Annotated in this window: 21 protein-coding genes; 9 read left to right on the top strand and 12 right to left on the bottom strand. The window is 63.5% G+C overall.

Annotated features, from left to right (window positions below; translation table 11 throughout):
* Positions 1-78: 78 nt before the first annotated feature.
* The 8 genes from AC1Q6Z_RS11860 to AC1Q6Z_RS11825 all read left to right on the top strand — a co-directional run bounded on the left by AC1Q6Z_RS11860 (position 79) and on the right by AC1Q6Z_RS11825 (position 7,618).
* Positions 79-696 (top strand): helix-turn-helix domain-containing protein, encoded by a 618-nt coding sequence (locus tag AC1Q6Z_RS11860; RefSeq protein WP_256116331.1) that lies wholly within the window; start codon positions 79-81, stop codon positions 694-696.
* 39 nt (positions 697-735) lie between these two features.
* Positions 736-1,812: an extracellular solute-binding protein gene (locus tag AC1Q6Z_RS11855; protein ID WP_414714148.1), complete on the top strand. Its 1,077-nt coding sequence runs from the start codon at positions 736-738 to the stop codon at positions 1,810-1,812.
* A gap of 132 nt (positions 1,813-1,944) precedes the next feature.
* Positions 1,945-2,766, top strand: coding sequence for an ABC transporter permease (locus AC1Q6Z_RS11850; RefSeq protein WP_492648343.1), 822 nt, complete (start codon positions 1,945-1,947; stop codon positions 2,764-2,766).
* Between the two features lie 5 nt (positions 2,767-2,771).
* Positions 2,772-3,557: an ABC transporter permease gene (locus tag AC1Q6Z_RS11845; protein ID WP_256116327.1), complete on the top strand. Its 786-nt coding sequence runs from the start codon at positions 2,772-2,774 to the stop codon at positions 3,555-3,557.
* 2 nt (positions 3,558-3,559) lie between these two features.
* Entirely contained in the window at positions 3,560-4,675 is a 1,116-nt protein-coding gene (locus tag AC1Q6Z_RS11840) for an ABC transporter ATP-binding protein (RefSeq protein ID WP_492647952.1), read from the top strand.
* A gap of 20 nt (positions 4,676-4,695) precedes the next feature.
* Entirely contained in the window at positions 4,696-6,081 is a 1,386-nt protein-coding gene (locus tag AC1Q6Z_RS11835) for an NAD(P)/FAD-dependent oxidoreductase (RefSeq protein WP_492647951.1), read from the top strand.
* Positions 6,082-6,100: 19 nt separating this feature from the next.
* Positions 6,101-6,460, top strand: coding sequence for a cupin domain-containing protein (locus tag AC1Q6Z_RS11830; protein ID WP_439615811.1), 360 nt, complete (start codon positions 6,101-6,103; stop codon positions 6,458-6,460).
* A gap of 135 nt (positions 6,461-6,595) precedes the next feature.
* Positions 6,596-7,618, top strand: coding sequence for an LLM class flavin-dependent oxidoreductase (locus AC1Q6Z_RS11825; RefSeq protein WP_492647950.1), 1,023 nt, complete (start codon positions 6,596-6,598; stop codon positions 7,616-7,618).
* A 100-nt stretch (positions 7,619-7,718) separates the two neighbouring features.
* Here AC1Q6Z_RS11825 and AC1Q6Z_RS11820 read toward each other — a convergent pair whose 3' ends face one another.
* From AC1Q6Z_RS11820 to AC1Q6Z_RS11785, 8 genes are all read right to left on the bottom strand, one after another.
* Positions 7,719-9,920 carry a TonB-dependent siderophore receptor gene (locus tag AC1Q6Z_RS11820; protein ID WP_492647949.1) on the bottom strand — a complete coding sequence of 734 codons (2,202 nt, stop codon included), beginning with the start codon at positions 9,918-9,920 and terminating at the stop codon, positions 7,719-7,721.
* A 160-nt stretch (positions 9,921-10,080) separates the two neighbouring features.
* On the bottom strand, positions 10,081-10,965 hold the full coding sequence (locus AC1Q6Z_RS11815) for a helix-turn-helix domain-containing protein (RefSeq protein WP_492647948.1): 885 nt from the start codon (positions 10,963-10,965) through the stop codon (positions 10,081-10,083).
* A 132-nt stretch (positions 10,966-11,097) separates the two neighbouring features.
* Complete coding sequence (locus tag AC1Q6Z_RS11810; protein WP_256116320.1) at positions 11,098-12,603, bottom strand: tripartite tricarboxylate transporter permease; 1,506 nt, start codon at positions 12,601-12,603, stop codon at positions 11,098-11,100.
* 9 nt (positions 12,604-12,612) lie between these two features.
* On the bottom strand, positions 12,613-13,074 hold the full coding sequence (locus AC1Q6Z_RS11805) for a tripartite tricarboxylate transporter TctB family protein (protein ID WP_492648342.1): 462 nt from the start codon (positions 13,072-13,074) through the stop codon (positions 12,613-12,615).
* Between the two features lie 94 nt (positions 13,075-13,168).
* The gene (locus AC1Q6Z_RS11800) at positions 13,169-14,152 is read right to left on the bottom strand and encodes a tripartite tricarboxylate transporter substrate-binding protein (RefSeq protein ID WP_435265831.1); all 984 of its coding nucleotides are present in this window, start codon (positions 14,150-14,152) and stop codon (positions 13,169-13,171) included.
* Positions 14,153-14,350: 198 nt separating this feature from the next.
* Entirely contained in the window at positions 14,351-15,706 is a 1,356-nt protein-coding gene (locus AC1Q6Z_RS11795) for a sigma-54-dependent transcriptional regulator (RefSeq protein ID WP_492647947.1), read from the bottom strand.
* The gene (locus AC1Q6Z_RS11790) at positions 15,703-17,526 is read right to left on the bottom strand and encodes a sensor histidine kinase (RefSeq protein ID WP_492647946.1); all 1,824 of its coding nucleotides are present in this window, start codon (positions 17,524-17,526) and stop codon (positions 15,703-15,705) included. Before AC1Q6Z_RS11790 ends, AC1Q6Z_RS11795 begins: the two co-directional genes overlap by 4 nt.
* An 89-nt stretch (positions 17,527-17,615) precedes the next feature.
* The gene (locus tag AC1Q6Z_RS11785) at positions 17,616-18,119 is read right to left on the bottom strand and encodes a heme-degrading domain-containing protein (protein WP_492647945.1); all 504 of its coding nucleotides are present in this window, start codon (positions 18,117-18,119) and stop codon (positions 17,616-17,618) included.
* 144 nt (positions 18,120-18,263) lie between these two features.
* Here AC1Q6Z_RS11785 and AC1Q6Z_RS11780 point away from each other — a divergent pair, with 144 nt between their 5' ends.
* Positions 18,264-18,845: a LysE family translocator gene (locus AC1Q6Z_RS11780; protein WP_492647944.1), complete on the top strand. Its 582-nt coding sequence runs from the start codon at positions 18,264-18,266 to the stop codon at positions 18,843-18,845.
* 2 nt (positions 18,846-18,847) lie between these two features.
* On the opposite strand, the gene AC1Q6Z_RS11775 is transcribed toward AC1Q6Z_RS11780, so the two are convergent.
* From AC1Q6Z_RS11775 to repA, 4 genes are all read right to left on the bottom strand, one after another.
* Entirely contained in the window at positions 18,848-19,141 is a 294-nt protein-coding gene (locus AC1Q6Z_RS11775) for a DUF6074 family protein (protein ID WP_439625304.1), read from the bottom strand.
* A gap of 94 nt (positions 19,142-19,235) precedes the next feature.
* Positions 19,236-20,558, bottom strand: coding sequence for a plasmid replication protein RepC (repC, locus tag AC1Q6Z_RS11770; protein WP_492647943.1), 1,323 nt, complete (start codon positions 20,556-20,558; stop codon positions 19,236-19,238).
* Positions 20,559-20,714: 156 nt separating this feature from the next.
* Entirely contained in the window at positions 20,715-21,740 is a 1,026-nt protein-coding gene (gene repB, locus AC1Q6Z_RS11765; protein WP_492647942.1) for a plasmid partitioning protein RepB, read from the bottom strand.
* A 2-nt stretch (positions 21,741-21,742) separates the two neighbouring features.
* Complete coding sequence (repA, locus tag AC1Q6Z_RS11760) at positions 21,743-22,948, bottom strand: plasmid partitioning protein RepA (RefSeq protein ID WP_435266073.1); 1,206 nt, start codon at positions 22,946-22,948, stop codon at positions 21,743-21,745.
* Positions 22,949-23,105 lie beyond the last annotated feature (157 nt).

Raw genomic sequence — 23,105 nt, 5'->3', positions numbered from 1 at the left:
ACAAAATGGTCGGCCGGTGATTTTAGCAGTTGCCAAAGTGCCCTTCACTTAATACGCTGTTAAGTGAAGGGTGAGGCCATGGACGACATCGCGGTTGCGACGAAGAATCAGGCTGCTGTGGGCGAGAAGGTGAAGACTTTCCGCACCGCCCGCCGCATGTCGCTTCGCACGCTGGGCGACGCCACGGGAACGACGGCGAGCTTCCTCAGCCAACTGGAGCGGGGGCTGAGCGGCGTCAATATCAGCACGCTGATGCGCATTGCCGGCGCGCTCGGCATCAGCCTGACAGATCTGTTCGAAGAGACCGCACCGCCCGTCGGCCGCGTGCTGCGCAAACACGAGCGCCCGGCCTTGCCGCCGGCCGAAGGCTACCGAAAGATGCTGCTGTCGCGGCGCCCGATCCGCGACATGGAAGTCTATATCGGCGAATTCGACCCCGGCGGCTCGACGGGTGAAAAGCCCTACAGCCATGGGGATTCGCATGAACTTTTCTTCGTGCTGCGGGGCGAGGTGGAACTCACCCTCGGCGACGAGCGCCATGTGCTGTCGGCCGGCGACAGCATCGAATATCCGACCTCGGTTCCGCACAAGACCGTCAATATCGGCACGGAAACGGCTGAAGTCCTCTGGATGATCGCGCCGCCGACCAGCGTCGCGGATGACCTCGACAAATACCTGCCACGGCCGGGCTCGTAACCGCGGCAGGAACAACGCACGCGAGCGCTACTGGGAGTAATGACGATGAAGAATTTTGCGAGGGCTTTCGCCCTGACGATGACGTGCGCCCTGGCGTTGCCGGCGTTCGCACAGGAAAAGCCGGTCGCCGGCGAAGTGAAGGAAGGCTCGCTCAAGGGCAAGACGCTGACCTTCGTCTCCTATGGCGGCATCTACCAGGACGGCCAGGTCGCCGCCCTCCAGGATTTCGTGACGAAATCCGGCGTGACGCTGCTGAATGACGGCCCGACGGAAATCGCCAAGCTGAAGGCGCAAGTCGATGCCGGCAACGTCACCTGGGACGTGGTCGATACCGCCGACCTGCCACCCTACGTGCATTGCGGCACGCTGTTCCAGAAGCTCGACCTCTCCAAGCTCGACGTCTCGAAAATCCCGCCCGGCCAGGTCGGCGAGTGCTCGGTTCCGGCGATGAACTACGGCGTCGTGCTGATGTACAAGAACGAGACCTACAAGGACAATCCGCCGAAGAACTGGGTCGATTTCTTCGACACGGAGAAATTCCCGGGCATCCGCGCCATCGACGGCAGCGGCGATCCGACCGGCGGCCTGATCGAACAGGCGTTCAAGGCAACCGGCGGCGACCCGAAGGCGATGACGCCGGACGATATCGAGAAGGGCATCCAGAAGCTGCGCGATCTCGGCCCCGACACGATCTACTGGAAGACCGGTGCTGAATCCCAGCAGCTTGCCGAATCCGGCGAGGCCGACATGGTGATGATGTGGACCGGACGCGCCATGACCGCCGTGAAGAACGGCGCCGCCTATACGCCCGTCTGGCAGGATTGGCTGGTCGTCATGGACCAGATGACCATTCCGGTCGGCGTCAAGGACACGGATGCCGCCTATGCGCTGCTCAACGCCTATCTCGGCGCGAACGCCCAGGCGATCCTCACCGAAAAGACCTCCTACACGCCGATCAACCTCGACGCCAAGCCGAAGGTCGACGACGTGACCGCCGCCTTCCTCACCTCGACGCCCGAGCGCATCGGCCAGGGCTACCAGCAGAACATTCCGTTCTGGGTGAAGAACTTCGACCTTGCCGCGGAAAAGTGGTCCGCCCTTCTTTCCGGCAACTAAGAGCTTGATCCAATGCAAGTCCGGCGTGATGCCGGACTTGCATCCCCAGCACGGGAGGTTTCCTTGACAGCGATACCCGACCAAGGCGCGCACACCGGTTCCGAACGACCCACCTTCCTGTCGCGCTTCCAGCTGCGCGGCGCGGTGTGGCTAGCCGCACCTGCCGTGCTGGTGCTGCTCGTGGCGCTCGCCTATCCGCTGGCGATCGTCGTGGTGCGCAGCTTCACCGATCCGGCGCTCGGCATCGACAATTACGTCTGGTTCTTCCAGTCCGCGGTGAACCGCAACGTGCTGCAACGGACCTTCGTCGTCGCCGCCTGGGTGACGCTCGCCTCGCTGATCTGCGCCTATCCCTATGCCTATGCCATGACCATCGTCGGCCGAAACGTCCGGCTTGCGCTCATCCTCTGCGTGCTCGTGCCCTTCTGGCTGAGCGGCGTGGTGCGCACGCTTGCCTGGGTTATCCTCTTGCAGGATTCCGGCGTCATCAATTCCTTCCTGCGCAGCCTCGGCCTGCCGCCCGTAAAACTGATCCGCACGCTGCCCGGGGTCATCATCGGCATGACGCAGGTGCTGCTGCCCTTCATGATCCTGCCGATCTATTCGGTGATGCGGGGCATCGATACCCGCCTGTTGCAGGCTGCCCGCAGCCTCGGCGCGAAACCCTGGCGCGCCTTCGTGCAGATCTACGTGCCGCTGTCGCTGCCCGGCGTCTATGCCGGCGCGATCATCGTCTTCATCCTGTCGCTCGGCTTCTACATCACGCCGGCTTTGCTCGGCGGTCCGCGCAGCACCATGCTGTCGTCGCTGGTGCAGAACCAGGTGCTGAGCCTGCTCAACTGGGGCCGCGGCGGCGCCATGGGTGTCGTGCTTCTGGTCGCAACCTTCCTGCTGCTCGCCATCGCCGCCCCGCTGATGCGCCAGAAACACACCAGCAATCGCAGGGAGGCCTGACGACGATGCCCTCCTTCCCGCGCGTTTTCCTCGGCCTGTTCTGCCTGCTCGTCGCCGTGCTGCTGCTCGCGCCGACGCTGGTGGTCATTCCGATGTCGTTTAACGGCAACAAGTCGCTGGCCTTCCCGCCGGTCGGCTTCTCCTGGCAATGGTATGCGAACTTCTTCAGCAATCCCGATTGGACGACGAGCTTCACCAATTCGCTGATCATCGCGCTCATCGTCGCCGTCGTCGCGACCGTGGTCGGCACGCTCGCCGCCTTCGGCGTCACCAGGGCTGCGGCGCGCACCGGCGGGCTGCTCAGGGCGCTTCTGATCACGCCGATGGTCGTGCCCGGCGTGGTGCTGGCGATCGGCATCTATGCGGTCTATCTCGACGCGCATCTGGTCGGAACCGTCGTCGGCTTCGTGCTGGCGCACACCATGCTCGCCATCCCCTTCGTGCTGATCGCGGTGCAGGCGAGCCTCGAAGTCTTCGACCGCCGGCTGGAGACCGCCGCATCGAGCCTCGGCGCCGGGCGCCTGACGGTTTTCCGCACGGTGACGCTGCCGCTGATCCTGCCGGGCATCCTTTCCGGCGCGCTCTTCGCCTTCATCACGTCGTTTGACGAGATCATCGTCGCGCTGTTCATCACGAGCCCGTACCTGAAGACCCTGCCGGTGCAGATCTACACGTCGATCACCCGCGACGCGGACCCGACGGTCGCCGCGGTCGGCACGCTGCTCTTCATCGCGACCTCGCTCATTATCGTTGCCGGCCTGCTCTTCGGCATGCGCCGCGGAAGGACATGACCATGAATGCACCCCAACGCTCCGCCGGCGCCGCGATCGAAATCCGCAAGGCCTCCAAGCGCTACGGCGCCTTCACGGCGCTCAACGATATCGACCTGCACATCCGTCCCGGCGAGTTCATGACGCTGCTTGGCCCCTCCGGTTCCGGCAAGACGACGACGCTGAACCTGATCGCCGGCTTCACCGATATCAGCTCCGGGGCACTCGAAATCGGCGGCAAGAGCGTCACCGGCCTGCCCTCGCACAAGCGCAATATCGGCGTCGTCTTCCAGCACTACGCACTGTTTCCGCACATGACGGTGGGCAAGAACGTCGCCTATCCGCTGACGCTGCGCGGCATCAAGGGCGAGGACCGTGAACGCCGGGTGAAACGTGCGCTCGACATGGTGAAGATGACCGACTTCGCCCATCGCTACCCGAACGAGCTTTCCGGCGGCCAGCAGCAGCGCGTAGCGCTTGCCCGCGCGCTGGTCTTCGATCCGCCGCTGCTTTTGATGGACGAGCCGCTCGGCGCGCTCGACAAGAAGCTGCGCGAATGGTTGCAGCTCGAAATCAAGCGCATCCACCGCGAACTCGGCACCACCTTCGTCTATGTCACCCACGACCAGGAGGAAGCGCTGGTGCTGTCCGACCGCATCGCCGTGTTCAACGGCGGCCGCATCGAGCAGATCGGCACGGGCCGCGAACTCTACGACCACCCGGCAACGCTGTTCGTCGGCCGTTTCATCGGCGAATCCACCGTTTTGCGCGGCCCGACGGAGACCGTGGACGGCAACACCGTGATGACCATCGGCAAAGACAAGGTCGTGGCGCACGGTCGCCTGCCCGGCGATGCACGGCCGGTGATCCTGCTCCGGCCCGAGCGCACGGCGCTGAAACGCCCCGGCACGGACGCCGTCACCGGCGAAAACCGGCTCTCGGGCACGGTCGAGGAGGCGATCTATCTCGGCTCCGGCTCGAAATACGAGGTGCGGCTGACCGACGGCACGACGGCTGTCGTGCGCAGCCCCCTTGGTGGCGCCGATTTCAGGATCGGCGACCCGGTGGACGTCACCTTCACGCCCGCCGACCTCACCCTTCTTCCCGACGATGCCAGCGCCGACGTGACGCTGACCTGAACCCACCGAAAGCACATCCCATGGACGTCAAGACCAACGGCAACATTTCCTTCTGGTATGCCGATATCGGCGGCATTCCGCAAAAACGCCCTCCCCTGCCCGGCGACCGCGAGGCCGATGTCTGCATCATCGGCGCCGGCTATACCGGCCTGTGGACCGCCTACTACCTGAAGAAGGCCGATCCCACGCTGAACATCGTGGTGCTGGAGCGCGAATTCGCCGGCTTCGGCGGCTCCGGCCGCAATGGCGGCTGGCTCTCCGGCGGTTTCAGCTGGTCGCGGGAGAAATATGCAAAAACCTCCAGCCGCGGCGCGGTGGTCGACATGCAGAACGCCATGGCCGGAACGGTCGACGAGGTCGAGCGCGTCACCAGGGCGGAGGGCATCGACGCCGACCTCATCCGGGTCGACAAGCTCGTCGCCGCCACCAATGCGGCGCAGCTTGCGCGGGTGCGCGAGGAGTATCAGTTCGCCCTCGACTGGCAGATGCCGCCGGAGCGCCTGCAACTGCTCTCGGCGCAGGACGCTGCCAAGCGCATCAACATCGCGGACGTTAAAGGCGCGGTGCTCTACCGCAGCATGGCCCGCGTGCAGCCGGCAAAGCTGGTGCGGGGCCTTGCCAAGGTGGTCGAAAGCCTCGGTGTGGCGATCTACGAGGGAACGAGCGTCACCTCGTTCGAAAAGGGCCGCGTCGACACCGACCGCGGCACGGTGCGCGCCAAATCCATCATCCGCGCCACGGAAGGCTTTTCCGCCGGCCTGCCGGGCTATGAGCGCACCTGGCTCGCGCTGAACAGCGCCCAGATCGTCACCGAGCCCGTACCCGACGCACTTTGGAAGGAAATCGGCTGGGCCGGCCACGAGCTGCTCGGCGATGCGGCGCATGCCTATTGTTACGCCCAGCGCACCCGCGAGGGCCGCATCACCATGGGCGGGCGCGGCGTGCCCTATCGCTATGGCTCGAAGACCGACGTCAACGGCCAGACGCAGCAGGCGACGATCGACGCGTTGCACGGCATCCTGACGCGCCTGCTGCCGCAGACGAAATCGCTGAAGATCGACCATGCCTGGTGCGGCGTGCTCGGCGTGCCGCGCGACTGGTGCACGACGGCGGGCTTCGACCGCTCAACCGGCATCGGCTGGGCCGGCGGTTATGTCGGCCTCGGCGTCTCCTCCTCCAACCTCGCCGGCCGCACGCTGACCGACCTCGTGCTCAACCGCGAGACGGCGCTGACCGGCCTGCCCTGGGTGAACCGCACCGTGCGCAAATGGGAGCCGGAGCCGTTCCGCTGGCTCGGCGTGCACTCCATGTACCAGCTCTACCGCATGGCCGACGAGCGTGAATTCGCCGGCCTGCCGAAGACCTCCAAGCTCGCGGCCCTTGCCGACGGCATCACCGGCCACTGAGCCATTTCAAGGATAGATCATGATCAGTTTTGAGAATTTCGGCGATCTCGTCGCCCTCGACATCGGCGCTTTCGCATCGAAGCCCACCTCCATCGAAGGCAATCAAGAGGAGGCCACTCTGCCCCTGTGGGAGAGCGCGGACGGCAAGATGGAAACGGGCATCTGGGAATGCACGCCCGGCCGCTTCACCGCCGACCGTAGCGACAATGCCGAGATCTGCCACCTGCTCGTGGGCCGGGTGACGCTGCACAATGCCGACGGCACGAGCCGCGATATCGCTGCTGGAGAAATGTTCGTGCTGCCGCTCGGCTGGCGCGGCGAATGGACGATCCACGAGCGGACCCGCAAGATCTACACGATGGTCGCGAGGGGCGTCTGACGCGGTCCGGCGCGGGACGGGTTCAAACTGTGAACGCTGCGTTCTCGTTCCGCGCCTTTTCAAGCCTGCCTCGATATCCCATGTTCAGCGGTGAGACCCTCTCCAACGGACGCTCCCGCGTCGAGGCCCATATCCATGAAGAAAATCGGTTTCCTGTCCTTCGGACATTGGACCCCTTCCCCGCAATCCGAAACCCGCTCGGCCGGTGATACGCTGCTCCAGTCGATCGACCTTGCCGTCGCGGCTGAAGAGCTTGGTGCCGACGGCGCGTATTTCCGGGTGCATCACTTCGCCCGCCAGCTCGCCTCGCCCTTCCCGCTGCTCGCCGCCGTGGGCGCACGCACAAGCAAGATCGAGATCGGCACGGCCGTCATCGACATGCGCTACGAAAACCCGCTCTACATGGCGGAAGATGCCGGCTCCGCCGACCTCATTTCGCAAGGGCGCCTGCAGCTGGGCATCAGCCGCGGTTCGCCCGAGCAGGTCATCGATGGCTGGCGCTATTTCGGCTACGAGCCGCAGGAAGGCATGAGCGACGCCGACATGGGCCGCCGCCACGCCGAGGTGTTCCTGGACGTGCTGAAGGGCGAAGGCTTTGCACAGCCGAACCCGCGCCCGATGTTCCCCAACCCACCCGGCCTGCTGCGTCTCGAACCCCACTCCGAGGGCCTGCGCGAGCGCATCTGGTGGGGTGCGAGCTCGAACGCCACCGCCGTCTGGGCGGCGAAACTCGGCATGAACCTGCAAAGCTCGACGCTGAAGAACGACGAGACGGGCGAGCCGTTCCACGTCCAGCAGGCGGCACAGATCCGCGCCTATCGCGAGGCCTGGAAGGAAGCGGGCCACGCCCGCACGCCGCGCGTCTCGGTGAGCCGCAGCATCTTCGCGCTCGTGGACGACCGCGACCGGGCCTATTTCGGCCGCGGCGGCAAGGAGGCGGATTCGATCGGCTATATCGACGACCAGACGCGGGCGATCTTCGGCCGCTCCTATGCCGACGAGCCCGAAAAGCTGATCCAGCAACTCGCGGCCGACGAGGCGATCCGGGAAGCCGACACGCTGCTCCTGACTGTGCCGAACCAGCTCGGCGTCGAATATAACGCGCATGTCATTGAGGCGATCCTGAAACAGGTCGCACCGGCCCTGGGTTGGCGCTAGGCGCGTTTTCCAGCGCGAAGGCTACACGACAAGCCAAAAACGATAAAAGCGCGCCAGGGAGCCCCTGGCGCGCTTTTTGTCTCGTGCTCTTCGGGCAGGATCAGAAGGACGTGCTTGCTTTCAGCATGAACGTGCGACCCGCGCCATAGCCGCAGGAGTTCGCGCCCTGGCACGTCGCGACATATTCCTTGTCCAGCAGGTTGGAGACGTTCAGCGCGACGCCCCAGTTGTCCTTCTCGTAGCGAATGGCCGCATCGACCAGCGTGGCCGAGGGCACCCGCAGCGTGTTCTCGCGGTCCGCCCAGGACTTGCCGATATGGCGAACGCCCGCTGCGACACTGACGCCCTGCAGCATATCGTCCTGGAAGGTATAATCCGCCCAGAGCGATGCCGTGAGTTCCGGAACCTGGATCGGCGTGTTGCCGGCCGGCGTGCCGTCGAACGCACCGCCCGTCGCCTTGGTGACTTCCAGGTCGAGATAGGTCAGTGCACCGATGATCTTCAGGCCATCCGTGACATTCGCCTGGATCGAGGTTTCGAAGCCTCGGGCTTCCACCTCGCCGATGGCAGCCGTCTCCGGAATGCCATTGACGGTGATCGTGCTCGGCACGTTTTCACGGGTGATGTCGAAATAGGCAGCCGTGATCAGCGCGTCCATGAAGTCCGGCTGGTACTTGACGCCGACTTCCCACTGCTTTGCCGTCTCCGATTTCAGCAGGTCGCCGTCATTGTCCGTCGTAGTCGTCGGGTTGAACGAGGTCGAGTAGCTGACATAGGGCGTCAGGCCGTTTGCAAGCTCATAGGCGAGCGCTGCGCGCCAGGTGAATTCGCCCTCGTCGCTTTCCGTCGAGTTGGCCGCGTTGATGTTGTCGTCGAGCTCGGTCTTCACGAAATCGTAGCGGGCATTGAGCGTGGCAATCCACCCGCCGCCGAACTTGATCTGGTCCTGCGCATAGAGACCCAGCTGGTCGCGTGTCAGGTCCTGATCCAGGTACGGTGCTGCGAGCGCCGGAGGATCGACGCCGTAAACCGGATTAAGCGGATCGAGGTCGAGGTCGCCGAAGCCGACGGCCTGCGCCTGGTCGATGGAATAGCGCCGGTAGTCCAGTCCGAGAAGAAGGTTATGGTCGAGCGCGCCAGTCGCAAACTCGCCTTCGAGCTGGTTATCGACCGTGAAAATGCCGACATCCGTGTCATGCGCGAAGCGGTAGCGGGCGAGCTTCGTCGGGTCGGCAACCGACCATCCATTCGCGTACAGCGCGTCTTCCTTGAGCGAGACGCTGGCGTAGCGCAGGTTCTGGCGGACCGTCCAGTTGTTGTCGAACGTATGCTCGAACTCATAGCCGATCATGGCCTGCGTGCGATCGTATTCATCGATGCTCTTATCGCCGTAGAACAGGTCGGTCGGGATGCGCCCGACGCCCGGCTGATCCTTGACCGTGCCGAAATAGGGCAGGAAGCCCGTGCTGGTGTGGGTAAGGTCGATATGCTGGTACAAGCTGAGAATGGTGAGGCTCGTGTCTTCGTCAGGCTGCCAGGTCAGGCTCGGCGCGATCGTGCCGCGAAAATCGTTCGACTTGTCCGTCTCCCAGCCGCCGCCGGAAATCTTGCCGGTCAGGCGGTATTTCAGGACGTCGTCGCTGCCGAGCTTGTCGCTGAAATCGAGGCCGAGATAGCCGTTGCCGAAGCTGTTGATGCCCGTCTCGACATAGCGCAGCGGATCATCCGTCGGGCGTTTGCTGACGAAGTTGACGAAACCACCCGGATTGGCGCCGCCATAGAGCGCGGAACTCGGCCCCTTGATGACTTCGATACGCTCCAGGAAGAAGGGATCGACGAGGAACGTGCCGAAACCGGTCTGGAAAAGCGAAAGCCCATCGAGGAAGACGCCGGTCTGCTCGGCCTGGAAGCCGCGGATGAAGAGCCAGTCCGTATCGGAATCCGTGCCATAGGTGGAGGCGTTCACGCCCGCGACGTAGCGCAGGGCCTCGTCGATCTTCTGCGGGCTTTGGTCGTCGATCTGCTCGCGGCCGACGACGGAGACAGATTGCGGGATTTCGTTGAGGTCGGTCGCCGCCTTGCTGCCGGTGCGCGTGGTCTTCGCGACGACGCCGCGCACGGGTTCGACACCCGTATCGACGACTGCATTGGGGTCGCCCTGCTCGACCCGGACCTCTTCCAGCCGCGTCGTGCCTTCCGCGTCCTGTGCGAAAGTGGAAAGCGGCGCCAGGAGGCCAATGGCCGCCGTGCCGCAAGCAAGCGCCAGCCTCAACCGCCGCTGGTTCTTCGACTTCATCATCATCTGCGCGTCCCCACTCACCCGCCCGCCTGCCTGGACGGTCTTCCAAAAGATAAGATGAGTGCTTAACTCAGTTTTAATGGTCGGGCTTGTCACATTCCCCGAAAATAGAACGTTCTTGGGCAATTTTCCGGATAATGAATATTCGCCCGGCGGCTTGAGCTCAGGCGAGCTGCGCCTTCTGCCAATGGGCCGGCGTGGTGCCGAAATTCTTCCGGAAAACCCGGGTGAAATGCGCCTGGTCGGCAAATCCGGTCTCGGCAGCGATTTCCGTCAGTGGCTGATTACCATTCAAAAGCAACTGCTTGGCGCGCCTGAGCCGGGCATTCACCTGCCATTGATGCGGTGCGACGCCCGTCGAGGCCTTGAAGGCATGGCTGAAATGGGATTGCGACAGGCCGATGAGGCTCGCAAGCTCCTCCAGCCGGATATTGCGCAAGCAGTTTTCTTCAATGAAATCGGTGGCGCGGCGCAGTTGCCAGCCGGCAAGCTTGCTGCGCTTGCGGCTCGGCGCCTTGGCGAGCTTCATCACGTCGATGATCAACGCCAGCGACAGGCCGTCGCCATAGAGGTCGTGCAGCGGCTGCGGATTGGTGCATTCGGCGGCGATGAGCTGCGCCAGCGAAAGCAGGCGGCTGTCGGAGAAGAACAGCTGCGGCGTCGCAAGCCGTTCGGGATCGAGGTCTTCCGCCAGCCGCCGACTGATCGTCTCCACGTCGAAATGCAGATCGAGATGGCGCAGGAACTGGTGGTCTGCGAGATCCGCCCAGAGCTCGAAATCGGCGGGAATATAGGCGATTGGGCAATGCCGCCAGTCCTCGACGGTCTCCTCGCCGCGCGGTGCCAGGCGGATGCGGGATTCGCCGGGACCGCGCTTGTCGAGCAGAATGAAGAGGCGCGGATCCCGTCCGACATAGTATCCACCGGCATTAGCGGCGCATTCCACGTCCCAGACATCCGCGACGATGCCGTTCCAATATCGGCGGCTAAGGTCGCCGACGACGGAGAAGCCCTCGATCCTGTTCTGCATGCGCGGCTGGAACGTCATCTTCCCTACCGGCTATTCCTTCTGTTTTTGGTCAAGTTTTTGTAACCCGAATCTTGCGGCGTTGCAATATCGCCAGAATGCAGGAGGGGCGGCTTGCGCCACCCCTCCCTCCCCCGCAGGTTTTTTCTTAAGTTAGTCTTCTTCTTGGAAAACCTGTTCACGCTTGGCCTTAACCGACGGCAGGAAGACGACGAGGAGAACCGCGAGCGCAATGGCCAGCAGGACCGCGCTGATCGGGCGCGTGAAGAAGGTCGTCGGATCACCGCGCGACAGGATCATGGCGCGGCGAAGGTTCTCTTCCAGCAACGGCCCCAGCACGAAACCGAGCAGCAGCGGCGCCGGCTCGCAACGCAGCTTGACCAGCAGGTAGCCGCCAAGGCCGAACATCGCGACCGCATAGAGGTCGAAGACGTTGGAGTTCACGCTGTAGACGCCGATCGAGCAGAAGGCCATGATGATCGGGAAGAGCACGTAATAGGGCACCGTCAGCAGCTTCACCCACAGGCCGATCAGCGGCAGGTTCAGCACCACGAGCATCAGGTTGCCGATCCACATGGAGGCGATGATGCCCCAAAACAGCGTCGGCTGCTCCGTCGCGACGTTCGGGCCGGGAACGATGCCCTGGATAATCATCGCGCCGACCATCAGCGCCATGACCGGATTGGCCGGAATGCCGAGCGTCAACAGCGGGATGAACGAGGTCTGCGCGCCGGCATTATTGGCCGATTCCGGTCCTGCGACGCCGGCAATGGCGCCGTGACCGAACTCTTCCGGATGATCGGAAACACGCTTTTCGACCGTGTAGGAGGCAAACGCCGCAAGGATCGCCCCTCCCCCCGGCAGGATGCCGAGCGCGGAACCGATCGCCGTGCCGCGCAGCACCGGACCCACCATGCGCTTGAAGTCGTCCTTCGTCGGCCAGAGACCGCTGACTTTCGCCATCAACACCGTACGCGTCTTCTCGCCTTCGAGATTGCGCAGGATTTCTGCAATGCCGAACACGCCGACTGCCACGGCCACAAAGTTGAGCCCGTCGGCATATTCCCGGATACCCAGGGTGAAGCGCGGCGTGCCCGTGTAAATATCCGTTCCCACCAGCCCAAGCAGCAGCCCGAGTGCCACCATGGCCAGCGCCTTGACGATGGAGCCATGCGCCAGCGCGATCGAGGACACGAGACCGACGACCATCAGCGAGAAATATTCGGCCGCACCGAATTCCAGCGCGACGGCAGTCAACGGAATGGCAAAGACTGCAACGAGGAAGGTCGAAACCGTGCCGGCGAAGAACGAGCCCAGCGCGGCGATGGAGAGTGCTGCCCCTGCCCTGCCCTTGCGGGCCATCTGGTAGCCGTCGATCGCCGTCACGGCGGACGACGACTCACCCGGCATGTTGATGAGGATCGCCGTGGTGGAGCCGCCATATTGCGCGCCGTAATAGATGCCGGCGAGCATGATCAGCGAGGAGACCGGCTCCAGCTGGAAGGTGATGGGCAGCAGCATGGCGATGGTGGCCGTGGCGCCGATGCCGGGCAGCACGCCGATCAGCGTGCCGAGCAGTACGCCGATGAGGCAGAAGAACAGGTTCTCCGGCGATGCGGCCGTCGAGAAACCGAGGGCGAGATTGCTGATAAGATCCATCGTCGCCTCCTAAAGCCGGGTCCAGGGGCCGAACCGCTCGAACGGCAGGCCGAGGGCATAACTGAAGACGACAACGGAAAAGACAGTGATGGCGATGGCGAGCAAAAAAGCCATCAGGGGCGTCATGCGACTCGACGCAAAGGCGGCGATGAGCGCGGCAAAGAACAACGACGGCACGAAGCCGAGGCCGCGCACCGCCAGCCCGAAGAAGACGGGCGCGGGCAGGATGAAGAGCATGCCGCGAAGCGCCAACGGCCCCATCGGCTCGCCTTTTACCCGCGTCGCCTGCACCAGCACGACGACGCCGAGCACAGTCAGGATCGAAGCCAGAACCAGCGGAAAATAGCCCGGCCCCATGCGGAACGCCGTGCCAAGATCCAGATTAAGGCATTGATAAACAAAGAAGCCGCCAAGCGCGATGAAGGTCAGGCCGCATATCGCATTGGTGCTGTCGAACTCGAATTGTTTCATGGGATCCCCCTCATCCTGCGGCCGGAATGGGCCGCGCAGGCGGTCAGGGATCGTGACGGCGTTGACCGCCGTCACGATCCGATCCGCGCGAACCTTAGTCGGCGTACTGGCCGGCAGCCTCGATCACGGGCTTCCAGCGGGCGATCTCGCCTTCGAGTTTCGCCTTGAGGGCGGCCGGCGTCGCGTCGGCTTCGACGGAGGGAACCGTGCCCAGTTCGGCGAAGCGGGCAATGACGTTCGGGTCCTTCAGCGCGCCCTGCAGCGACTTGGAAAGACGCTCGGTCACCTCGGCCGGCGTACCCTTCGGCGCGTATATGCCGTGCCAGATGCCGACCTGGAAACCGGCAAGACCAGCCTCTTCCGCCGTCGGAAGATCCGGCAGGTTGGAGAGGCGCGCGGGCGAGGTCACGGCATAGGCCTTGATCGTGCCGCCCTGGATCTGCTTCGTCGTGTTGGTGGTCTGGTCGCACATCACGTCGACCTGGCCGCCGAGCAGGTCGGTCATGGCAGGACCAGTGCCCTTGTAGGGAACCGTGACGAACTGCGTCTGCATAGCGCTCATCAGCATCATGCCGCAGAGATGGGACGCCGCACCGATGCCTGCATTGGCGACGGTCACCGTGTCCTTGTTGGCCTTCATATACTCGATCAGACCCTTGAGGTCGGTCGGCTCGAGGTCCTTGCGGGCGACGATCGCCATCGGCACGTCGGTGACGAGGCCGACATATTCGAAGGCGTTCAGCGTGTCATAGGCGAGCTTGCGGTAGAGGGTCGCGCTGGTCGCCATGCCGATATGGTGGAGCAGCAGCGTGTAGCCATCCGCGTCGGCGCTCGCCACGCGACCGGCACCCAGCGTGCCGCCGGCGCCGCCGACATTTTCGACGACGATCTGCTGGCCGAGATCCTTCGACATGGCTTCAGCAACAAGGCGGGTTACAGTGTCGGTCGGGCCGCCGGCCGCGAAAGGCACGACCATGGTGATGGTGCGTTCCGGATAGGTCTGGCCAAGCGCCGAGGTGGCGAGCAGCGATACGGCGAATGCGGCCGAGATGCCAAACAGGGTTTTCAAGGTCTTCATCAAATCCTCCCGATGAAATGACCAGCCGACGTGGCTCCTCCCGCGCCGGTTCTGGATGGCCTAAAAGGGGCTCAGCAGGCCGAGTCGGCAAGCGGCGAGGGGGATTTACGGGCCAGTTTACGGCGGTAAACCGCGTCCGATGGGTGGGATGGGGGACAAAGCGGACATGCCATGGGTGGAAATCCACCCATCAAGGCATCAGAGATCGTCCTGAAAGGCCGACGCACTGATGTTTTTATCGAGTCCGTATTTCTGCATCTTCTCGTAAAGCGTCTTGCGCGACACGCCGAGTTGTTCGTAAACCGGCTTCAAACTGCCCCCATGAGCCGCCAAAGCAGTGGCAATCAGCCCTCGTTCATAGGCCGCCACCTTGTCGGCCAAGCGTTGCGGACCTGTCTCCGACGAGCCATCCTCCGGCGAGGTGTCGAGCCCAAGCACCAGACGGTCAGCGGAATTGCGCAGCTCTCGCACGTTCCCGGGCCAGCTTCGGCCGGCAATTTCCGTCATAAGCTCGGGCGGAACTTCGATGTCGTTGCGGACGTAGCGCGCCGCGGCCTCTCGGACGAGCTGAAGGAAGAGCAGGGGAATATCCGCCCGCCGCTGTGCCAAGGACGGCACATGCAACGTCGCGACGTTCAGCCGATAGAACAGGTCCGCGCGAAAACGACCGGCGGCGACCTCCGCCTCCAGGTCGACCTTGCTGGTCGCGACGAAGCGCACATCGAGCGGCACCGGCTCGTTGGAACCGAGCCGGGTGATGACGCGCTCCTGCAGCACTCGCAAAAATTTTGCTTGCAGATCAAAGGGCATCGAGCCGATTTCGTCGAGCAGAATCGTGCCGCCGCGGCCATGTTCGAACTTGCCGTAACGGGGCCGGAGCGCCCCCGGAAACGCACCCGCCTCGTGGCCGAAAAGCTCGCTCTCGATGAGATTTTCCGGCAGCGCCGCGCAGTTGATGGCGATGAACGGGCGGTTTGCCCGCGCGCTGATATCGTGCAACGCCCGCGCCACCACCTCCTTGCCGGCCCCCGTCTCGCCGATGATCAGCGTATCGGCATCCGTCGCACCGATTGCCCGCAGTCTATAGCGCAGGTCCACCATGACCTGGGTGCGGCCCGGCAAGCGCGCCTCGATATCGTCTCGCTTCCCGGCGACGGCACGCAAACGGCGGTTTTCCAGCACGAGGCTCCGCCGGTCCATGGCGCGGCGGATGATGCCGGCGAGGTGTTGCGCCGTGAACGGTTTTTCAAGAAAGTCGTAGACGCCTGCCCGCATGGCGCTCACCGCAAGCTGCACATCCGCATGGCCCGTCACCAGAATGACCGGCACTTCCGGATCCACATCGCGAATGCGCTGAAGCAGCGTCATGCCATCCATGCCCGGCATGCGGATATCGCTGACCACGACGCCGTCGAAGGCGAAGCCGATGAGTTCGAGCACCGGTTCGGCACTGGCAAAGGTGTCGACCTCCAGCCCGAACAATTCCAGCGCCTGCGCGGAGGAGCGCCGCATCTCCTCCTCGTCGTCGATCAACAGAATGCGCGGCCCCGTCATTCGGCCGCCGCCCGCACGGAGGCCGCGATATCGAGCACGACACGGAAAACCGCGCCGCCTTCAGGATGACTTTCAACGGAGAGGTTTCCGCCGAAGTCTTTGATAATATTATACGAAATTGAGAGGCCAAGACCGAGCCCCTTGCCTACGCCCTTGGTGGTGAAGAAGGGATCGAAGATGCGCTCGGCGATCGCTGCCGGAACGCCCGGCCCGTGATCCCGCACTTCGACGATCACCTTATCCTCTTCATGACGGGCCGACAGCATGATCAGCCGGTCATCCAATCCTTCCACCGCATCGGCCGCATTGCTGATGATATTGACCAGCACCTGTTGCAGGCGAACCGGGCCGGCTTTGACGATCAGCGTCTCTTCGCTGAGCCGTACGACGAGCTTCGCATCCGCTGCCTTCAATCGTGGCGCGACGATTTCCAGCGTGTCGGCGATGACGTCGGAAAGGGGGACGGGGCTAAGTTTCTCGTTCGGCTTGCGGGCGAAATTGCGTAAGTGCCGGCTTATCGAGGCCATGCGGTCGATGAGGCTGGAGATGCGGCGCACATTGTCCTGTGCTTCCGGCACGCGGCCGCGGTCGATCAGCAACGCAGCGCTATCCGCATAGGTTTTTGCAGCGGCAAGCGGCTGGTTGAATTCGTGCGAAAGCGCCGCCGACATCTGGCCGAGACCCGCGAGTTTTCCGGCCTGGATAAGATCGGCCTGGGTCTTGCGCAGTTCCTGTTCGGTCAGGCGGCGCTCGGCGATTTCGAGCTCTATCTGCTCGTTGACGCGGGCGAGATCGGCCGTGCGTTCGTCGACCCGCCGTTCGAGCTCGTTGCGCGTTTCCTCCTGCAGGCGCAGCCGCTCTTCGATCCGCGCGCGGCGTTGCCACAATACGGCAAGGCCGAGGGTCGCAAGGCAGATGAACAGCAGGATGGCGATGAGCGCGGTGCGCGCCTGCGTTCGAACCGATGCCGTGTCGAGCAGCACGTTCACCGTCCAGTCCGCTTCCGGCATGTAATGCGACAGACGAAGATATTCCCGCGTCGTGCCTTCGCCGGCGATCCGCATCAGGTGTTGACCGTAGTAAACACTCTCGGTGACGGGCAGGGGCCGAAGCTCAGCCTCGGCATAACGCCGCGAAGCCTGCGTGCGGGCGAGGCGCGCGGCATCGAGCGGCAGGATTCCGGAATAGAGCCATTCCGGGCTACCGGTCATGAAGATGATGCCTTCCGGGTCCGCGACGAAAAGCTTGTATTCACCGCCGCGCCAAGAGCTCTCGATGGAATCGATATCGACCTTGAAGACGATGACGCCGAGAATCCTGCCGTCGACATCCACGGGAGAAGAAAAGTAGTAACCACGTTTCAGCGAGGTCGTGCCCAACGCATAGAACCGCGCCTGCCGGCCCGCGATAGCGTCCTGGAAATAGGGGCGATAATCGAAATTCTGCCCGACGAAGGTGCCGGGCATCTCATAATTGCTGGCGGCGATCGTATTGCCGTCCGGCGTCATCACATAGATGTCGGAGGACTCCAGCAGACCATTGATTTCCTTCAGATATTCATTTGCGACGCGGCGCAGTGCCGGATCGTTCGGGGCTTGCAGCAGCGCCTCGATATCGTCGTGATCGGCGATCAGCGCGGGCAGGGGCTCGTAGCGGCTGAGGTGACCGCCGAGCGCGGCGACTGCAAGACGCAAAGCGGACCCCGCCTGCGACGACGCTTCATCCATATAGCTGCGCGTCAGCAGCGTGCCCCCTTGCAGGATGGCGAGCACGACGACGACCGGCAGGATAGCGAAGGCCAGGGCATGACGCAGCTTCACGGAACGACGGCTCCTCTCCGCTTCCTCGCGGCCGGCTGGCCGCCGCCTATCCTAATCAGCCGCTTGCCTCTTTCCTAGAGGGGAGGGGGCTAGTCGGTCAGCCGGCTCTCGCCAAGGTCGACATTCAGGAACGCGGCAATCGCATCGCTGACGATCGCATGATCGATGCGCTGCGGCACGCCGGAAACGGTGACCGCGCCGACGCAGCCGAGATCGGCGACGAAGAGCGGAAAACCGCCGCCGTGCACGGCATAATCGGTAAGGCTGAGATTGTGCGCCTCCTGCTGCTCGCGGCTGGACAGCGCCAGCCGCCGCCCAACAAGATAGGAGGAGTGCCAGAGCCGCAACACGGTGTTGCGCTTGCGGCGGATCCATTCGACATTGTCCGTCGATGTGCCCGGCAGGGCGCAATGAAAGAGCGGGCGGTCGCGCAGCGAAATATCGATCGCCACGCCGGCGCCCAAAGCCAGAGCCGTTTCGCGCACAAGATTGCCGAGCGCCCAGGCGTCGTCGGGGCTGAACCGGCTGAAGCGCAGAAGCCGTTCCTGTTCTTCCAAGCGCCGGATATCTTCTGCAATCGTCTCCGCCATCATGTCCCCCATCCGGATTGTCGTGATCGATCCTTATCGGGAGTCTCGTGCAAGGGGAAGGGTGTGTTCCACTTGATGGAGATCAAGGTTGCGGGGAGGGGAAGCCATAGGGTAGGGGAGATCACATCATTCGTTCCCGGAGTCATCATGCCGGACAGCTTTCTCGTCTTCGCCATTCTCGCGCTGCTGCTGACACCCGGCCCGACCAACACCTTGCTGACGGTCGGGGCGGCGGCCCGCGGTTTCGTCGCCAGCCTTCCGCTGCTTTTCGGGGAACTCGCCGGCTATCTCGCCGTGGTGGTGCCGCTTGCGACGATCGCGGCCGCGCTTTTGGAAGGACGCCCGGCGCTTGCAATTGCCCTTCGTCTTGCCGCCGCCTGCTGGGTGCTGTTTCTGGCGTTCCGGCTGTGGCGCCTGTCATCCACCCAGGAGAACCGGGACGCCTCATCGCCCGTCACGATCGGCCAGGTTTTCCTGACGACCGTTCTCAATCCGAAAGCACCGATCATCGGCCTCGTCATCATGCCGCATGGCCTGCTGATGGAGATCGCGCCGGCGCTTGGACTTTTCAGCCTGCTGGTTGCAGGCGCGGGCACGAGCTTTCTCGTGCTGGGCAGCCTCGTCGGGCGGGCGCCGCTCCTGTCACCGCGCCTGGTCTACCGGGTCGCGGCTGCCTTCCTCGTGGTTTTTTCACTTGGCCTCGTCGGGAGCGCATCCGGCCTTATCTGAAATCAGACATCGTCCGGTTCGTGCTGGCGCATGAGTTCCTGCTGGACCTCATCCTGAAATGCGAAAACTGCGGCGCGCGCCTGGTTCTCGTTCGATCCGAGCTTGCGCAATTCCTCCGCCAGTTCCCGGCAGACCTTCAGCCAGTAAAGCCGTGCATCCTCGCCATGCAAGCCGCCAAGTTCTCCGGCGCAGCGGCGCACATGCGCGGTGCGGCGCTCGGCGGGGAACGGAACGACCGGTCCGGTCTCGACGGTAATGGAACGGCGGCGCGGCTGGACCGAGGCGTGAGGGGGCATTGATTCGGGCTTCCTTATCTTCCCCCCATGATTAGGAGCCCCATGGTTAACGTGCGGTTTCCGCGGTGAATTTCGCTGTGCCAACCTGCGACCCTCATCCCGCCTGCTTGGCCGGAATACCGTTCGTCCGCATCAGCGCCATCAGCATAGGCCCGAGCGAAAATTCGCCGCGCTCGGCCCTGCGGGTGAGGTCGCGCAGATAGCCTCCGGCGGAGTTGATATGGCCGGATCGCTCCAGGATGCAGCAGATCACGGTCGCGGCATTTTCCGGCCCGAGCACCGCGCAGGCCTGTTCATAGGCGGAGGGGCTGATCGCCAGCATCGAGCGCACCACCACCGCCGCCGTCATCAGGTCACGCCAACTCGAAATCGCACCGCCAGGACCGAAAGCCACCATTTCCGGGCAAGCCCGAAGCACAAGCCCCAGCGGATACGGTTTTTGCGGATCCGAGGCGTTCGCCGGCTGGGGGTAGACCCCCTTGGCCGCCGTCGGCACATCGACAGGCCATTGCGAATACCGGGCATCCGGTTTTTCATCCTGCTCCATCTGCCGCGGGGTCGAACGGTTCGGTCTGACCTCAGCTTTTCCGCCCTGCTTCGTTTCGAAGCTTGGTTCAAGATCAGAATTAGAGTCGGGTTTTGAACTCTGTTTGTGCCGCTCAGTATGGCCGGCATTGCCATCCGATTCTCGTAAAATAATCTGCTGTTCCAGGCACTTGAGGATTTCCAGGCGCAAGGCTTCGAGTGCGGCGAGCGCCGGCGTCAGGTTTTCGGGTGTTCGCAAACGCGGCAAGGCCTGGACCTCGTGGCGATATTCGGCTTCGTAACGCATCCAGTCGCCGGCAAGGCCGTCTTCCAGCGCCGTCTCGATCAGCTTGGCGATATCACGACGGACGAGCGTGACCCGCTCACGCAGGCGCTGCAGCAAAACACGCTCGGCCGTGACAGCGGCGGCGAGCTGTTCGATCTCACCTGCCCGGGCGAGCAAGGGAGCCAACGAGAAGCCGAAGGCTTCGCCGATCGTGCCCTGTTGATCGCGGCGCACATAACGCTTGCCGTTCGGGCTGTCGCGGCGTGTGAGCAGGCCACTTTCCACCAGCGCTGCAAGATGGCGGCGCAGCGTGGTTTCGGCCATGCCGTGCGTGCGCAGCGAAAGCTGCGTGTTGGAGGGAAACACCACCAGGCCGTCGCTGCCGCTGAGTTCGGTCTTCGGATGAAAACTCATCAGCGCATTGAGCACCGAGAGCGCCCGGTCGCTGATGCCGAGTTTGACCCGGGCCTCGCAAAGCCAGCGATAAAGCTTCCACTTGTCGACGCTCGCCTCCGGCGAGACCGTCTTGGCTACCGCCTGACTTGCCAACATGCCAAGCGTCATAGCCCGCCGCCCGAAAGGCGTCGTTATGCCGTCCGTCTCCATCTCTCTTCACCTTTCAACAGGCAAAAGAGACCCCATCACCGAAACCGGCGCCGAAAAGGCTTGACTGTGATTCGGGGAAGTGCGATTCTCAGGCTGCTAAACGATGAGAAGGGCTTCCGCGACGGTAACGTTGAGGGGGCCTTTTTCTTTTGCGGATCAATCTCCCGATTTCTGTTTGTTTTCAGTCCGAAACGCCTCGTAGAGACGGTCCAAGTTCTGGGTAATGTAGGCGCCGAAGGCGGGCGCTTCGGCGGCCTTCAGGGCAATCGTGTATTGGCGGCCGTTCGTCTTGATGCTGGCGCTGACGGCACCGTCCTTGCGCGACCATTCCGCCGGCGCCGGCTTGGCAATTCCCGCGGCTTCCTTCTTCGAAAGATGGCCGCTGACAAGGTTGAAGCGGTCTTCCGGCGGGCGGCTCTTCACCCGTTCGCGGGCGAGAAACTCCACGGCCTTGTCCTCGTTGGACGGCTCGTCGAAACGGGTCGCGAGCTCGTGCCAGCGGTCGCGGCCGATGCTCAGCGCCGGGCCGATCGCGCTGCGCACGCTCTTGGGAATGCGGTTCACCACCGACAGCATCTTCGAAACGGTCGTCTTGTCAGCGCTCAGTGCCGCCATGATCGTCTCGCGATCGAAGCCGCGCGTTTCCAACTCTCCGGCAAAGGTCGCCCGCTCAAGGAAGGAGAGATCCGCGCGCGCGCTGTTCTCCTGGCCCTGCGCGATGACGTGATCCCGATCGGTGAGTGCCTTGACGACGGCGCGAACGGGGCGGCCGAGCAGGCGCGCGGCGCGTGCGCGGCGATGGCCGAAGGCGATCTGGTAGACGCCGGATTTTGCCGGATGCGGGCGCACGAGGATCGGCGAATCCTGCCCGCGCACGCGCATGGCCTCGACCAGTTCCTGGAATTGCTCGTCCGAATGGGCGAGGCGGTCGGAAATGAAGGATTCTTCGATCTCGTCCGGCTCAAGCTCGATGACGATTTCGCCGGCCGTCAGCTTCGCCTCGATCTCCTTGGCGGCATCCGCCTTGGCGGCGAGCGCATCGATGCTACGCGTCACGGCGCCGAGCGCGCCGATGCCCTTGTAGGTGACGTGGTGGCGCTGCTCGTCGGGAACGGGGTTTACCGGCGTCAACTTCTCTGCGCTCGGCGACATCAGATTGGAAAGAACGTTCTTGCGCGCCATGATCAACGCCCCCATGCCTTGTGGATCAGTTCGACGATTTCCGCGTTCACCGCCTCCATGGATTCCAGCGCTCGATCATAGGTGGCACGCGTGAACTGGCTCCGGTCGACCTCGTAGAGCGTCTGGTTGGTGAGCGCGGCATCCGCGATGGCGACGCTACGCACCATGGGACTGGTGAGAACATGCTGCTTGAACAGCGAGCGCATGAAGGCAACCATCTGTGTCTGCGGGCCATCCGCCGGATCATAGCGGGTAACCAGATACCGCAGCCAGTCAAGGTTCATGTTGCCGCCGGCGCTTTTCAGCGTGTTCAGCACCTCGCCCAGCATCTGCAGGAACTGGCACATCGACATGACGTCGAGCATCTGCGGATGCACGGTGATGAGCACCGCCGTGGCACCGCAGATCGCGCTCATCGTCAGGAAGCCGAGCTGCGGCGGGCAGTCGATCACCACCACGTCGTAATCGTCGGCGACGGAGGAGAGCGCCTCGTCGAGCCGCGCAAAGAAGATCCGGCCGTAATCGCTCCGGTCGCCCTGCGCCAGAACGCGCGGCGTGTCGTGCTCGAACTCCATGAGTTCGAGATTGCCGGGCACGATGTCAAGGCCGGGGAAATTGGTCTTGCGGATGATTTCCTTCAGCGGCCGCCGCTGGTCGTCGTAGCGGATGGCGCCGTAGAGCGTCTCGTTCTCGTTGACGTCGAATTCCGGCTGGAACCCATGCACCGCCGAAAGGCTCGCCTGCGGGTCGAGATCGACCGCGAGCACCCGGTGGCCGGTAAGCGCCAGGTGCTGGGCGAGATGAGCCGTCGTCGTCGTCTTGCCGGAGCCGCCCTTGAAGTTCACCACGGCGATGACCTGGAGATGATCGGTGCCCCGCCGGCGCGGCACGTAGCGCTGGCCGCCGCGGCCGTTCTGCTCCAGATATTCCCGCATTTCCTGCAGCTGCTCGGCCGAGTAGGAACGGCGGCCGGAGGGCGTCACCTGCGGCAGCGGCCCCTTGGATTCCAGCGAAAGATTGCGCAGGTAGCCACTGGTGACCCCGAGAAAATGCGCCGCCTCGCTCAGCTGGAACTGGCGCAGGCTCTTCTGGGCAACAGGCGGAAACATCTCCAGCCGATGCTGCTTCAGCTTGTCTGACAGTTCGTGCGCCTGCCCGATGATCAGCTGATCGACCTCGGAAATTGCCTGTCCGAACATTGCGGCCATATTCATGTCGAGAATCTCAAAATGCGATTTCAAGCCCACCTTGGGGTTTAAACCGCATTTAGAACCGATTCTGAATCGAGGGCAAGGCAATAATGGTTAACGCACCGCGCTCGACCGGCGCTGGTACGTCCATGAATGAGACTTTAGCGTATTGACC

The sequence above is a fragment of the Shinella sp. GW835-FHT14H05 genome (assembly GCF_058793575.1).
Note: the sequence above shows the minus strand (reverse complement) of the source record. Positions and strands in the feature narration are given on the sequence as shown.

Bases quoted from the DNA above. Each gene is read 5' to 3' on its own strand.
- AC1Q6Z_RS11860 (WP_256116331.1), top strand. From the start codon at position 79: ATGGACGACATCGCGGTTGCGACGAAGAATCAGGCTGCTGTGGGCGAG.
- AC1Q6Z_RS11855 (WP_414714148.1), top strand. From the start codon at position 736: ATGACGATGAAGAATTTTGCGAGGGCTTTCGCCCTGACGATGACGTGC.
- AC1Q6Z_RS11845 (WP_256116327.1), top strand. From the start codon at position 2,772: ATGCCCTCCTTCCCGCGCGTTTTCCTCGGCCTGTTCTGCCTGCTCGTC.
- AC1Q6Z_RS11840 (WP_492647952.1), top strand. From the start codon at position 3,560: ATGAATGCACCCCAACGCTCCGCCGGCGCCGCGATCGAAATCCGCAAG.
- AC1Q6Z_RS11835 (WP_492647951.1), top strand. From the start codon at position 4,696: ATGGACGTCAAGACCAACGGCAACATTTCCTTCTGGTATGCCGATATC.
- AC1Q6Z_RS11830 (WP_439615811.1), top strand. From the start codon at position 6,101: ATGATCAGTTTTGAGAATTTCGGCGATCTCGTCGCCCTCGACATCGGC.
- AC1Q6Z_RS11825 (WP_492647950.1), top strand. From the start codon at position 6,596: ATGAAGAAAATCGGTTTCCTGTCCTTCGGACATTGGACCCCTTCCCCG.
- AC1Q6Z_RS11820 (WP_492647949.1), bottom strand. From the start codon at position 9,920: ATGATGATGAAGTCGAAGAACCAGCGGCGGTTGAGGCTGGCGCTTGCT.
- AC1Q6Z_RS11815 (WP_492647948.1), bottom strand. From the start codon at position 10,965: ATGACGTTCCAGCCGCGCATGCAGAACAGGATCGAGGGCTTCTCCGTC.
- AC1Q6Z_RS11810 (WP_256116320.1), bottom strand. From the start codon at position 12,603: ATGGATCTTATCAGCAATCTCGCCCTCGGTTTCTCGACGGCCGCATCG.
- AC1Q6Z_RS11805 (WP_492648342.1), bottom strand. From the start codon at position 13,074: ATGAAACAATTCGAGTTCGACAGCACCAATGCGATATGCGGCCTGACC.
- AC1Q6Z_RS11800 (WP_435265831.1), bottom strand. From the start codon at position 14,152: ATGAAGACCTTGAAAACCCTGTTTGGCATCTCGGCCGCATTCGCCGTA.
- AC1Q6Z_RS11795 (WP_492647947.1), bottom strand. From the start codon at position 15,706: ATGACGGGGCCGCGCATTCTGTTGATCGACGACGAGGAGGAGATGCGG.
- AC1Q6Z_RS11785 (WP_492647945.1), bottom strand. From the start codon at position 18,119: ATGATGGCGGAGACGATTGCAGAAGATATCCGGCGCTTGGAAGAACAG.
- AC1Q6Z_RS11780 (WP_492647944.1), top strand. From the start codon at position 18,264: ATGCCGGACAGCTTTCTCGTCTTCGCCATTCTCGCGCTGCTGCTGACA.
- AC1Q6Z_RS11775 (WP_439625304.1), bottom strand. From the start codon at position 19,141: ATGCCCCCTCACGCCTCGGTCCAGCCGCGCCGCCGTTCCATTACCGTC.
- repC (WP_492647943.1), bottom strand. From the start codon at position 20,558: ATGGAGACGGACGGCATAACGACGCCTTTCGGGCGGCGGGCTATGACG.
- repB (WP_492647942.1), bottom strand. From the start codon at position 21,740: ATGGCGCGCAAGAACGTTCTTTCCAATCTGATGTCGCCGAGCGCAGAG.
- repA (WP_435266073.1), bottom strand. From the start codon at position 22,948: ATGGCCGCAATGTTCGGACAGGCAATTTCCGAGGTCGATCAGCTGATC.